Annotated in this window: 7 protein-coding genes; 4 read left to right on the top strand and 3 right to left on the bottom strand. The window is 57.7% G+C overall.

Annotated features, from left to right (window positions below):
• Positions 1-3: 3 nt before the first annotated feature.
• Genes Fuma_RS19140 through Fuma_RS19130 form a run of 3 tightly spaced genes read right to left on the bottom strand, consistent with a single transcriptional unit; the run spans position 4 to position 4,800 of the window.
• Complete coding sequence (locus tag Fuma_RS19140; RefSeq protein WP_077028416.1) at positions 4-1,065, bottom strand: tRNA dihydrouridine synthase; 1,062 nt, start codon at positions 1,063-1,065, stop codon at positions 4-6.
• A gap of 58 nt (positions 1,066-1,123) precedes the next feature.
• Positions 1,124-2,473, bottom strand: coding sequence for a DUF1552 domain-containing protein (locus tag Fuma_RS19135; protein ID WP_077025540.1), 1,350 nt, complete (start codon positions 2,471-2,473; stop codon positions 1,124-1,126).
• The gene (locus Fuma_RS19130) at positions 2,470-4,800 is read right to left on the bottom strand and encodes a DUF1592 domain-containing protein (protein ID WP_077025539.1); all 2,331 of its coding nucleotides are present in this window, start codon (positions 4,798-4,800) and stop codon (positions 2,470-2,472) included. The genes Fuma_RS19135 and Fuma_RS19130 overlap by 4 nt, the downstream gene beginning before the upstream one ends.
• A 311-nt stretch (positions 4,801-5,111) precedes the next feature.
• On the opposite strand from Fuma_RS19130, the gene Fuma_RS19125 reads away from it, so the two are divergent.
• From Fuma_RS19125 to Fuma_RS19110, 4 genes are all read left to right on the top strand, one after another.
• Positions 5,112-8,414 (top strand): efflux RND transporter permease subunit, encoded by a 3,303-nt coding sequence (locus tag Fuma_RS19125; protein WP_158521063.1) that lies wholly within the window; start codon positions 5,112-5,114, stop codon positions 8,412-8,414.
• Positions 8,415-9,022: 608 nt separating this feature from the next.
• Entirely contained in the window at positions 9,023-10,231 is a 1,209-nt protein-coding gene (locus tag Fuma_RS19120; protein WP_077025537.1) for an aspartate aminotransferase family protein, read from the top strand.
• A 188-nt stretch (positions 10,232-10,419) separates the two neighbouring features.
• Positions 10,420-12,672 (top strand): protein kinase domain-containing protein, encoded by a 2,253-nt coding sequence (locus tag Fuma_RS19115; protein ID WP_158521062.1) that lies wholly within the window; start codon positions 10,420-10,422, stop codon positions 12,670-12,672.
• A gap of 14 nt (positions 12,673-12,686) precedes the next feature.
• Complete coding sequence (locus Fuma_RS19110; RefSeq protein ID WP_077025535.1) at positions 12,687-13,415, top strand: YggS family pyridoxal phosphate-dependent enzyme; 729 nt, start codon at positions 12,687-12,689, stop codon at positions 13,413-13,415.
• Positions 13,416-13,636: the final 221 nt, after the last annotated feature.

The following is a 13,636-nucleotide window of genomic DNA, read 5'->3' as shown; positions in this document are numbered from 1 at the left end:
TGCCTACCAGTGTTCGACCGGCCCGTTGGGAACCTTGATCAGAGCCGTTGCGATCTCTGATTCTCGCTCGCCGTGCCTCGCACGAATTTCTTTAAGCAATGAATCGAATTCGGCTGCCGATTCGAAGCGGCGCAGGCGGTCTTCCAGGTCTTCCGGAATGCCCAGGCGACCTCCATACCACGCCGCGAATTTGCGGAACAGAAAGCAACTGTAGTCACCGTGTTGTTCTCGCATCAGGTGGAAGTGATCCGACAAAAAGGCAACCTGTTCATCTGCCGTCGGTTTGTGCGGCGTAATCCCCTGTTCGATGTCGCGCAGCTTGCGAAAGATCCACGGGTCGAGCATCGCTCCACGGCCAATCGCCACAGCGGCACAGCCAGTTTCGTCCAGCATTGAAAATGCTTCGTCTGAATTGCGGACATCACCGTTGGCAATGATCGGCATCGACTTCACAGCCTGAACGGTCTCACGAATGCCTTCGCGGTTGACTGTTCCCTGAAAGCCTTGCTGTCGAGTCCGCCCATGCACCGTCACGGCGGCGACTCCGATTTGCTCAAAGGCGGCGGCCAGTTCGGGAGCGGTCAGGTTTTCGTTATCCCACCCAAGTCGCATCTTCACCGTAACGGGCAGGTCGACGGCGTCGATCACGCGGCCCACCATTTCCGTCGCGCCGGTGGTGTCGCACATCAGACGGGCTCCACCACCGGAACCGTTGACCTTGGCCATCGGGCAGCCCATGTTGATGTCTATGCCTTCGTAACCATGGTCTTCAAGCCACTTCGCTGCCTGGACCAGTTGTTCCGTCACGCCGCTAAAGATCTGCACCGAAAGCGGGCGATCTTCCGGACTGGTTTCGACCAGCTCCATGGATTTTCGAGTTTGTGAGACCAACATCTGAGCCTGCACCAGGTCGGTCGTCGCCAGCCCGAGTCCGCCGAGTCGCCGCAGCATGACGCGAAAAGCATGATGCGTGTAGCCCGCCAGCGGCGCGAGAAAAAAACGGCTGGTGAGCTCCCGGTTACCGATGGTAATTGGCTGTTGAGATGTGGTGGATTGCAGGGGCATATTATTGGAATTATTTGCGCACCGTCGTCGATGGCTGGGCCGACGGTCGTCTTCGCCATCAGACATCCAACGCGCCGAATAGCTCATCCACCTGACCGTTACTGTCGGCGAAGGAATCGAGATTCACGCCAGCTTTGTTCAGCAACGTGAGGTGCAGGTTGGCCAGCGGTGTCGGTTTGTCGTAACGAATGTGTCGACCGCCGCGCATGTTTCCGGCGGCACCGCCCGCCACAAGGATGGGCAGGTTTGTGTGATCGTGAACGTTCGGATTGCCCATGCCGCTGCCGTACAAATACAGCGAATGATCCAGCAGTGTGCCGTCGGCTTCAGGCGTTGCCTGCATCTTTTCCAGAAAGTCGGCGAACAGCGACACATGGAACTGATTGATCTTTGCGACCTTGGCAATTTTGTCCGGGTCGTTGCCGTGATGAGTCAGTGGGTGATGAGGGTCGGAGACGCCGACTTCGGGGTAAGTGCGGTTACTGGTTTCTCGTGCGAGCTGGAAGGTGATCACTCGCGTGATGTCGCCCTGAAATGCCAGCAACTGCAGGTCGAACATCAGCTTCGCGTGATCAGCGTAGGCGGCGGGCACGCCTTTGGGGCGGTCGAGGTCTGGGAGAGGGTTATCGGATGTGGTGGACTCAGCTTGCTGGATGCGGCGTTCGACTTCGCGGATGGAGTCCAGATATTGAGTTAGCTTGTTTTGGTCGGATGGCCCAAGCGTGTTCTTCAACCGAGTGATCTCTTCCGTCACCGAATCCAACAAGCTGGCTCGTTTGGCAAGATTGGCTTTCCGCTGAGCCACGCTGCCGCCTTCGCCGAACAGCGTTTCGAAGACGATACGAGGGTGAGCTTCCGCAGGCAGCGGCGTCGTCGGTGATGACCACGACAGGTTGTTCTGGTACACACAGGCGTAGCCATTGTCGCACTGACCGACGGTGGCCAGTAAATCCATCGCCAGCTCAAGCGACGGCAGTTGAGTTTTTTGGCCGATGGTGCTCGCTGCAATTTGGTCGACGGTGGTGCCCAGAAAGTAGTCGGTGCTTTCGGTTCGTTTCGCCGTAACGGCACTCAGGAAGGCCGAATTCGAAGTTGCGTGCGTGCCCGGGTAGGCATTCTTCAATTCGAGATTCGTGATTGCCGTGACGCTGTCTTTCACTTTCGCCAGCGGGCTAAGCGTCGGTGAAAGTTCCTCCAGCGTGTTGGCGTTCGGCGGCGTCCATCGAGTGACGTCGCAACCCATCGGCATGTACACGTAGCCAATGCGACGCAGTTTCGACGGCGCGGCCACGGTTTGAGCGGCGGCCGTCATGGATGGGATCATGGCGTCCAACAACGGCAATGAAACCGACGCGCCGAGTCCTCGCAGAAACGTGCGCCGAGGCAGAGATTTCTTTGTGATCATCATTCAGCCATCCTCATGCGAAACGGTTTGCTGGCGACGACGCCCTGGATCAACGACGAAAACCTGTAGTCATCTGCTTTCGCCGCTCGCACGATTTCGCGAATCGCGGGCTCGTCGTAATTTTCAACGCCGCGGCCCAGAGCGTACGTCAGCAGCTTTCGGATGAGTGTACCAACAAACAGTTCCGGACGGTCCAGTATTCCCTGTTCCAGGCCGGCGACACCGGAAAATCGGCTTCCGTCCGGCAGTCCGCCCGATGCATCCACCGGTTTTCCCGCCTCACTATCGCGCCATCGGCCAATTGCATCGAAGTTCTCAAGCGAAAAACCGACCGGGTCCATAATGTTGTGGCAGCTCGCACAAGCAGGATTCGCTCGATGAGCGGCGAGACGTTCTCGGACGGACAGATTGCTATCAACCGTGTTGTCTTCCAGAGCCGGCACATCGTTGGGCGGCGGAGGCGGAGGGCTGCCCAGCAGGTTCTGCAAAATCCAGTGGCCGCGAATCACGGGCGACGTTCGAGTTGCATAAGACGTGACTGTCAAAATGCTGCCATGTCGCAACAAGCCGCCGCGTCCGCTGTCGCGCGGAAGGTCGACTCGCCGAAATCGGCTTCCGTAAATGTGAGGGATGCCATAATGCTTTGCGAGGCGTTCGTTTAGAAAAGTGTAATCTGCGCTGATCAAGTCCAGCACGCTGCGGTCTTCGCGGAGCACCGTTTGAAAGAACAGCTCAGTTTCTTTGCGGAAGGCTTCGCGGAGGTTATGGTCGAAATCGGGGAAGAGGCGAAGGTCCGGCGTGAGTGTTTCAAGATTCCGCAGGTAGAGCCACTGACTCGCAAAACTTGTCACCAGTGAGTTCGATCGTTCGTCCGCCAGCATTCGCGTTACCTGCGACGCCAACATTTGTGATTCGCCAAGTGTTCCGTTTTCAGCGGCGGCCAGAAGTTCTTCGTCCGGCAGGCTGCTCCACAGGAAGAACGACAAGCGAGAAGCCAGTTCGAAGTTGTCTACGAAATAGGGTTCGCCGGATTTTGCATCGGAAGGATCGCGTTCGATGCGAAACAGAAATTTCGGATTCACCAAGATGAAACTCAACGCTTCTTCAATGCCCGCCTCAAAACCATGATCAGCGGCCGCGTCGTGAAAGAACTGCATCGGCGTCTTCAGGTCATCGGCCGTTGTCGGACGCCGGTAGGCTCGCCGCATTAACGCGGAAAGAATCTTCTCAGCACAAGCTGCTTCATCCTCGCGGGACTTCGGCATACAGCAAAAAATCTGCTGCCGACTTGGCGTGTTGGTGGCAGACCCGGATTGTGAAGGTCGCGCGATCGTTACTTCATAGATTGCAGGTGACTGTCGCGGGTGACGGTGGAAATTGAAGTGAGCTTCAAACGGCTGACGCTTGGTTTCGATCAGTGACGACGGGTTCTTAAGGAATGTAACGCCCAGATTGTGCGGCCCCGCTTTTGCGTGGAAAGTCACATTCAGGTGATTGTCGGCCGTCTGATGATCGCTCGCCTTCTTCGGGCGTTTGACCGTCAACAATGCGATGCGTTTTCGGTCCAGCAGGATGTCCAGTTCATGATCACGGGCCAGGCCTTCAACATGTTCGTTGCGGTCTCGCATCAGCCGAACGCTGACTTCATATTCGCCGTCGACGGGAAAGTTGTAGCGAATGAGCGTGCCGCCGCGTGTGCCGATCGGCAACCCTTCGACTCGTTCTTCCTGAGTGATATCTGGTCGCAACCGGAACGTGTCGCCACCGCCGGACGTGCCGGATGCACCAACGGCTAGCTGGCTGATTTTTCGCGCGGCTGAGAGATAGCGGTTCAGCAGCGTTGGCGAAAGGTCGCCGACCGTGATGTTGTCGAATCCGTGGCTCACTTCGTCTTTGGGAAGTAGCGCGGCAGCGTCGATGTCAAGATGCAGCAGGTCACGGATGGCGTTGGCGTATTCGGTGTGAGTCATCCGCCGAAATGTGTCCGTGCGGCCTGGATTGGGATTCGCCGCCGCAGCGTTGTCGAGCTGCCGTTCCAGGAGTGTGATCACCTTGTTGTAAGTTGCTTCGTCCGGACGCGGTTCCCCGATTGGCGGCATCTGACGAGTTCGCAGCCGGCGGGCGACGGTTTCCCACGTTGCGGCGTCATCTGAAATCGCAGAGTCGATTTTGTCAACGAGCGACAAGCCGCCAGCCGCAGTGTCCGTGTCGTGACAGCTAATGCAATGATTGCTGAAGAACGCTGACAGTGCATGGGGCGGTTCGACCGCGACAGCGTGTGCTGCCGTGCAGAGCGTCAGCAGCAGGGAGTTGATCGAACGACGAAGCATAGAATTGGCTCTATTCCGTTGACGTAAGTCATTATGCGCCCTGTCGCTGCGTGTTGCAAATTAGGGCCGCAGCACCCGCATCGCCTTGGCGCGAGTCTACATTGACTGACGGCTTCTGCGGGCCACACCTCGCGGCAAACGGTGGTCCAGTGCGAAGTTGCGCCCGTTCGTTGCGAAATCACCTTCTGTTGCGGATTGTCGGATTTGGATTTGCGGAACTTCCCGCTATAAACACGACTGGAACTCTGTATCGCTTGATCGCTGCTTCTAAAATGCGGCATCGAAATCTGCCGTTACCCGGAAAACTGCAAATGTCTCTGCCATCGTTCAGCGTGCGGAATGCCGTGCTGGTCAACATGCTGATGCTGGTGATTCTGGCGGCGGGCACGATCTTTGCCATCACGCTGCAACGCGAAATGTTCCCGGAATCGCGGCCCGACAAACTGATGGTGTCCGCCGTCTATCCGGGCGTGCAGCCGGAAGACATTGAAAAAGCGGTCACGATTAAAATCGAAGAAGCGGTCCGCGGGCTGGAAGGCATCGAAAAGGTCCAGTCGCAGGTCGCGGAAGGCATCAGTTTCACCACGTTGACGCTCGCGCAGTCGGTCGATGATGTCGACGTCATGTTGCAGGAGATCCGCAACGAAGTCGATTCCATTCAGGACATGCCGGACGATGTGGAAAAGATCGCTCTGCGAAAAGTTGAGCCTCAGTTACCGGTGATTTCGATTGCCGTTTTCGGCGATCAGGACGAAGCCACGCTGAAAGAAGCCTCGCGGTCGCTGCGAGACGAATTGCTGAAGCTGCCGGGCATCAGTCGAGTCGAACTGAACGGTATCCGTGACGACGAAATTTATGTCGACGTTCGTCCGGACCGCATGCTGAAGTACGACATCACGTTCGAAGAAATCGCAGTCGCTATTCGATCTGAAAATGTCGACATCAGCGGCGGTCAATTGAAGGGCAGTCGCAGCAGCGTTTCCGTCCGCACGCTGGGCGAAGAACAGCAGGCGATTAACCTGGAAGATATCGTCGTTCGAGCTCAACCGAATGGTCAACAGATTCTGCTCAGCGATGTTGCGGACTTGTCCGACGGGTTTGTGGATTCCGATCTGGAATCGCTGTTCAATGGCAAACCGTCCGTCAACTGTGTGGTTTTCAATGGCGACGATGAAGACGCGGTTCAGATTTCTGCCGTTGTCAAAGCGTATGTCGCGGGCCGCAGCGGGCAGCCGTACATCGGGCCAAGTGCCGGCATGTCGAAACTGTATGCTCAAATCGGTCGGCCGGATGTCTACGCCGTTTATGAAAAAGCGAAAGCTAACCCCTTTCCCAAATCGATCGGATACAAACTGCACACGGACATCGCTCGGTTTGTCGAAGGTCGTCTGGAATTGATGACTCGCAACGGCGGTTGGGGCCTGGTGCTGGTACTGATTTCGCTGAACCTGTTTCTGAACTGGCGAGTTGCTTTGTGGGCGGCCGTTGGGTTGGTGATTTCGTTTATGGGCACGTTTGCGGTGATGTGGACCTTGGGGGCGACGGTGAACCTGCTGTCGATGTTTGGGCTGATTGTCGTGTTGGGGATCATCGTCGACGATGCCATCGTGATTGGTGAAAACATTTACCGGCACGTCGAAGAAGGCACGCCGCCGATGCAGGCCGCGATCAAGGGCGCGGAAGAAGTGATGTGGCCGGTGATCGTCGCTGTTAGCACCACGATCGGCGCCTTCGCGCCGCTGTTCTTTATTCAGGGACAGATCGGTGACTTCATGGCTCAACTGCCCCTGGTCGTCATCGCTGCGCTTTCGATTTCGCTGGTGGAAGCGTTGGTGATTCTGCCGGCTCACCTAAGGCACCTGCCACCGATCAAAAAGCCCGAACCGACGGGAACGAATACTTTGGTGGGCGGCGTTTCCGGGTTGAAAGATCGCTTTATGAAGCGGTTTCTGCTCAGGCCTTACGAACACCTGCTGCGAGTCGCTCTGAAGTGGCGCTACGTGACAGTGGCAATCGTTTTCGGCGGCTGCGTTGTGGCGGCTGGAATGCTGGCGGGCGGAATCGTGAAGTGGCAGTTCATTCAGGACATGGACAGCGAAAGCCTGATCTGTGCCATTGAAATGCCAATCGGCACGTCGACTGAACGCCTGAAGGAAGAGCTGAATGAGTTGACCGAGTTCATTGTGGACAAAGACAAGTTTCCGGAAATCGTCAACGTGCAAACCATTGCCGGGCGGCAGTACGACGTGACCGGGGCGGGCTCAGTGGGGTTTGACGACCAGAGTCATCTGGGGCAGTTGATTGTGGAAATCTGTCCGGCCGACGAACGTGACCGGTCGAGCAAAGAACTGGTGAACCTGTTGCGTGATTTTTCGGAAACTCAATTGTCCGGCGTGAATTCGGTACGCTGGGACGCGATGAATGGTGGTCCCGGCGGCAACGACATTGAGATCAGTTTGTCGGGTATTTCGAATCAGGACCTGCCGAAAGTCGTCGAAGAATTGAAGCAAATCGCCGGCACGTTGCAGGGCGTCTACGATCTCGACGACAACCTGGATATCGGCAAGAAGGAACTGACTCTGCGACTGCGAGACACAGCCGCTGCCACCGGCGTGACCGTCGGCAGTCTTGGTCTGCACGTGCGGGGCGCATTGTTCGGTCAGGAAGCTCGCCGGATTACTCGCAACCGTGAAGACGTGCGGATCATGGTGCGGTACCCCGAATCGTTTCGTGACAGTACATGGAATGTCGAATCCATGTGGATTCCCAGCGGCGTGGCGAACATGCCGACGGACGGAACGGCAGGCCGAGTGACTCGCAAATGGATACCCATTCAGGAAATCGCCGAAGTCGATATGGGCATCGGTTACTCGACGATCACTCGTTACCAACAAACTCGATCGGCCACGATGACGGGCGCTGTGGACGACGCGATCGTGCCCAGTACCACCAGCGTGATCGACAACATCCGTGAACAAGTGAACGAAAAGATCCTGCCCCGGTATCCCAACCTCGACGTTCAGTACCTCGGTCAGGCTGAAGAAATGCGCAAGAGTTTCGGGTCGCTGAAAATTGCATTTCCGATTGCGCTGCTGATTATCTTCGGCATGCTCGCGGGTCTGTTTAAATCTTACACACAGCCGCTGGTTGTGATGTCCGCCATCCCCTTCGGTTTTCTGGGCGCCGTCATTGGGCATTGGGTGACGGGCGAAACGTTTACCATTCTGAGCGCCATCGGCCTGGTTGCTTTGGCGGGCATTCTGGTGAACGATTCTCTGGTGCTGGTCGATTTCATCAACCGCCGAGTCGCTGCGGGCCTGAGTCCTTACGATGCCAGTATCGACGGCGCGAAAAAGCGTTTGCGAGCGATCCTGTTGACCACTTTGACGACGGCGTCCGGGCTGATTCCGCTAATGTTCGAAACCAGCTTTCAGGCCAAATTTCTGATTCCGATGGCGGTCACTCTTACCTTCGGCCTGCTGTTCGCCACCGGGCTGACGCTCGTGCTGGTGCCGTGCTTGAATCTGATTCGCGAAGACATCCTGTCAGGTCTGCCATGGCTCGCAAAAACGCCGGAGCCACCGACTCAGACTGACCCCGCAGTAGTCGCCTAACAGTCACTAAATTGAGCCCGCAGCATCTCAGCACTTTCGCTGCCCAGTTATGCCCGTTCACCACGCCAATCGCGCCGGTGTATACCGGCCCTGTAGTGGCCATCGCCGGCGCTTCAGCTGCCTAATGCCACCGTCTCACCACGCCAATTGCCCGCCGGTGCATACCGGACCCGTAGTGGCCACCGCCGGCGCTTCAGCTGTCTAATGTCACCGTCTCGCCACGCCAATCGCCCGCCGGTGCACACCGGCCCTGTAGTGGCCACCGCCGGCGCTTCAGCTGCCTAATGTCACCGTCTCACCACGCCAATTGCCCGCCGGTGCATACCGGACCCGTAGTGGCCACCGCCGGCGCTTCAGCTGCCTAATGTCACCGTCTCGCCACGCCAATCGCCCGCCGGTGCATACCGGCCCTGTACTGGCCAGTGCCGGCGCTTCAGCTGCCTAATGCCACCGTCTAACCACGCCAATCGCCCGCCGGTGCATACCGGCATGAGCTGAACCTTAAACTGAGGAATCGTGTCGGACCTGTGGCCATCGCCCTCGCTGGCGAAATGTGGCCGTGATATGATGCAGCGATTCGCGACAAACCCTCCGGAGTTCTGAGATTCATGAGCACCCTTACACACCTTGACAGCAAGTCGACCATTGAGTTGTTCGACGATTACGTGATTCCCAATTATACGCGGTACCCGGTGTCACTGGTGCGAGGCGAAGGATCACGCGTGTGGGATGCGGACGGGCGTGAATATCTGGACCTGTTTCCGGGCTGGGGCTGCAACATACTCGGCTATTCGCCTCCCGCTGTTGTGCAGGCCATTCAGGAGCAGGCTGCGAAACTCATCCACGTCCCGAATACGTGGTACACCGAACAACAGGGCCGGTTCGCCGAATTTTTGTGTACGCGCAGCTTTGGCAAAGCGTTCTTCTGCAACAGCGGAGCAGAAGCCAACGAAGCTGCTATCAAGCTGGCTCGACTGCACGGATCGTCTGAGGGACGGTTCCGGATGATCACGTTCGAAAAAGGATTCCACGGCCGCACCTTCGGAGCCTTAACCGCGACTGCTCAGCCGAAGTATCATGACGGATTAGGCCCGCTGATGGCCGGGTTTCGATACGCGGCGATGAACGATCTGGAAGGCGTCGCAGAACTGATTGATGACGAAACGTGCGGCATCATGATCGAACCGATTCAGGGCGAGGGCGGAGTGCGAATTCCGGAGGACGGATTTCTGCAGGGCCTGCGAAATCTGTGCGACGAACACGGCTTGCTGCTGATCTTCGACGAAGTCCAAACCGGCATGGGGCGAACGGGCGAATGGTTTGCCTGGCAGGCGGCAGAAGTGAAGCCGGACGTGCTTACCATGGCCAAAGGGCTGGCTGGCGGAGTTGCCTGTGGAGCGATGATTGTGCGAGACGAATTTGCTGGTGATCTGCGACCGGGCATGCACGCGAGTACGTTTGGCGGAAACTCCCTGGCGATGGCCGCCGGACTCGCGACCGGTGAAACCATCGAACGCGAAGGGTTGCTGGACGCCGTCACCGACAATGCGGCCTACATTCACGAACGACTGCAAGCCGTGCAGCAGGAACTTCCAATTATCAAAGAACTGCGAATCTGCGGTATGATGATTGGCATCGACCTGACCATCCCGAGTGGCCCGGCAGTGGGTAAAGCTATGGAAAAAGGCGTGCTGCTGAATGCCACATCCGACACCGTCGTGCGACTTTTGCCCGCACTGAACATCTCGCGTGAGGAACTGGACCAGGGGCTGGATGTGGTCGTGTCTGTGCTTCAGGACATGGCGGAAGATTCATGACGTGAGGAACGGTCGAAGGCACTCGGTGTTCGTTGCGTAACCAGAGTGATTTCCGACGCCGAATCGAGCGTTTTTGGCTCTTACAGCCGGGCTTGTTTCCAAAGCGTGATTCGGCGAAAATCGCCTGAGTCTAACTCCCGTTCCCGCTTCAGGCCCACGCACGGATGCGAATGCCTTCGGATCATCTGATGCAACTGCTCACTGAGCTGCAGTTGTGCAGTCAGCAGCAGATTGCGGCGTGTGAGCCTGGAGTTCGCCGATTGTGCCACGATTTGCCCGATTTCGATTCCGTCTGGCTGGACGCACTGGTGCAGCGTCGAGTGCTCACGCCCTGGCAGACGGACATCCTGCAATCGACCGATCCGCAGCAGTTGCGAGTCGACGAATTCTGTTTACGCGACGCCATCGGCGCAGACACCTACCAGGCTGCGTCAACGATCAATCAACGCAGTGCGGTTTTGCGCCGGCTGTCGACTGATGGCGACGTCGACCGATTTCAGCAAAGTGTGACTGACCTGATCGAACGACTTGACGACGTCCGCAGCAGCGCGCCCGTGACGTTGGAACTGCCGCGACGTCTAATCAACCACTCAGAGACAAGTACCTTCCTGGCCAGCGGCTACGTGCCCGGCTGGTCGGCCGACGACTTGCTGGTGCGCGGCGGCCGGATGCCGTGGAAAGCCGTGGCGGAGATCGGCTGGCAATTGCTGTCGGCGATGGCGTGGCTGGAATCAAATCAGATGCGGCACGGACACATCGTGTTGAAGAATGTGCGACTGCAACCCAGCGGCAGAACTACGTTGGTTTCGCCATTTGTACACTCGCTGCAGCATCCGAATCTGTCGTATACCGCGGATTTGAAACTGCAGGACATCGAAACGACAGCCCCGGAACTCGTCGCCACCGGCACGTCGGCAGATTCACAAAGCGAACTGTATTCACTGGGCTGCGTTCTGTGGCAGTTGCTGACCTCACGCCCTACTTTTCTGTCGGCCGATCCGATCAACCGGTTGTTGAAAGCGAAGGAAAAAGACGTCGCGGATGTGCGCAGCCTTGTGCCTGATTGTCCCGACAGTATGGCTCGGCTGATTCAAAATTTCACGCGCCGATCTCCCGAACTACGCCCCACGTCCATTGCTGACGCTCGTGATCGCTGGTCAAAAATTGCGGGTAAAGGTTTGAGTCACAGTCGACAGCTGCTGAAGCGAATGCCGGATCGACGCCTTCAGCAAACCTCGCCAATGGCAAGCCAGCGGGTCGGCAGTCGGTTGCGTCCATTGGCTGCAGCGGCTGTGATGGTGGCGGGGTTCATGAGCTACGGAACCTATCGAGGGCTACTGCCGATGCCGTTGCGTTTGGGCGTCGCGACGACAGCAATCACGGTTGACGACCCGTCGCCGCCGCAGGCTGAGGTGGTGTCTGCGGCCGCAGCTCCCGAAACGGGTTCAGCGCCGCCTGTACGGACTGAACGCGGCTTGCTGAAAATGCCCTCGCCGGACGCTGCCGGCGTTGTCGTATTGCAATCCGGCGAAGTCTATGAAGCGGCTGCATTGGAGTTTCCGGGCGTGATGCACATTGAATCGACGGGCGAGCAACTCGCCGTCGTGAAAGTGACGACCGCCGAACCGTGGGCCATCAAGGCGGCTCAAGTAGCCTTCAATAATGTTCAGGTCCAAAGTCTGTCAGCGACCGAATCACCAACAGGGCGACCGGCGCTGGTCGATTGTCAGAGCGATGTGGTTTCGTTGCGCAACTGCATTCTGTATAGCCAGGTCGATGAAGTTCTGCTGCGGTGGGCTCCGCAGGCGGGCGCGACGAGCGTGGTGTCGGTGGACGGCTGCATTCTGCACGGACGGCGGACTGGTTTGCATTTGACGTCGCCCACTCAACGATGCACCGTCCGCAATTCGCTGTTTCAACAGGTGTCCGCCATCCGCTGCGACACGTCCAACCGGCCTTCGTCGACAATGCAATTCGATGTGTCGCACGTGACTCAGGTCGGAGGCCATGGCTTTGTCGACATCGTTTCGTCCGCTCAGCAAACGACCGAAGATCGCATCGAGATCCAGTGTGGCGAATCCGTGCTGGCTCCAAATCTGGCGCTCGTGCGGCTGGCTGGCGGAAAAGGCTGGACAGCATCGAAGACTCAAGTGGCGTTTCTGCTGCCGGAACGAGGCAACCCAACTCTTGTTCCCGGCGATGTTCACCCGGCCGTTCACTTCGATCGGTCGCTAAATCAACTTGTCGAATTGCCGTCAAATCAGGTGATGGCCGAATCTCTGCTGCTGGCGGATCCCGTATTCCGGACTTTGCAGAATGGCGACGACCCGCTGTACGCGTTCGAGCTGATTGATTATGAAGGCCCAAAGTTGAGTCTGCGGCTGCCCGGTGTAGACGTGGCGTCGCTGCCCAAATTCATCTTTGACGAGCCGTCCGATTAAGAATCGTTAGCAACGTGAGTTCCCAGGAAACAGTAGACGTCATCCGTCGCAATCTACAGTCCGTGCACTCAAACATTGCGGCAGCTTGTGCTGTGAGTGGGCGGAGTCCCGACGATGTGACCTTAGTCGCCGTCACGAAGTACGCTCAGTGGCCATGGGTAGAAGCGTTGGCCACGCAGTACCAGGTGTTCGGTGAAAATCGGCCACAGCAACTGTCCGAACGAGCTCCAAAGCTACCTTCCGTTGAATGGCATTTGATCGGGCAGTTGCAGCGCAACAAAGTGCGGCAGGCCCTTGAACACGCTCACACCATTCATTCGGTCGATTCGTTGCGGCTGCTGGAACGCATTTCCAAAGTGGCAGCCGACCTGAATCAACACCCCAACGTGCTGTTGCAGGTGAACGTATCGGGCGAAGAATCCAAGTCTGGATTTCGCCCGGACGAACTACTGGCCGAATGGGATCAGATCTCGGTGTGTTGCGAAAATGTTCGCATCGCAGGCCTGATGACGATGGCTCCAGCCAGCGACGATCCGGAAGCAGCCCGCCCGACTTTTCGCGGCCTGCGACAGCTTCGCGAGCAACTTCGGAACACCAGCGGCGGCGCCCAAATTCGCGGGGAACTCAACCACCTGTCGATGGGGATGAGCGGCGATTTTTCGGTCGCCGTCCAGGAAGGTGCCACGCTGGTACGGATCGGCAGCCGCCTGTTTGATGGACTCGTCGACAGCGAATCTCGCTGACCTGTGGCCGCGGAACAAGCGTTCCATCCAGCGTGGCCGGGGTTGCACTAAGCGAAGCGGAGGAACCCCAGGGGCGCATCCTCGCTCCGAATTCCACAACGACCTGTTTAGGCGTCACGTCTGTTGCTGGACGAGCGTTCGCCACGGTCGCTGAACATGCAGAAAATTGCCAGCAATCACCGTGATTGCCTGCGAAATACGGTTTGGTATGGCATGTGCAT

The organism is Fuerstiella marisgermanici (assembly GCF_001983935.1).
GTDB lineage: Bacteria > Planctomycetota > Planctomycetia > Planctomycetales > Planctomycetaceae > Fuerstiella > Fuerstiella marisgermanici.
The sequence above is the reverse complement of the archived record's forward strand: the minus strand, read 5'-3'. Positions and strand labels throughout refer to the sequence as shown.

Coding starts and splice junctions, on each gene's coding strand:
- Fuma_RS19130 (WP_077025539.1), bottom strand. CDS start 4,800: ATGCTTCGTCGTTCGATCAACTCCCTGCTGCTGACGCTCTGCACGGCA.
- Fuma_RS19125 (WP_158521063.1), top strand. CDS start 5,112: ATGTCTCTGCCATCGTTCAGCGTGCGGAATGCCGTGCTGGTCAACATG.
- Fuma_RS19115 (WP_158521062.1), top strand. CDS start 10,420: ATGCAACTGCTCACTGAGCTGCAGTTGTGCAGTCAGCAGCAGATTGCG.
- Fuma_RS19135 (WP_077025540.1), bottom strand. CDS start 2,473: ATGATGATCACAAAGAAATCTCTGCCTCGGCGCACGTTTCTGCGAGGA.
- Fuma_RS19120 (WP_077025537.1), top strand. CDS start 9,023: ATGAGCACCCTTACACACCTTGACAGCAAGTCGACCATTGAGTTGTTC.
- Fuma_RS19140 (WP_077028416.1), bottom strand. CDS start 1,065: ATGCCCCTGCAATCCACCACATCTCAACAGCCAATTACCATCGGTAAC.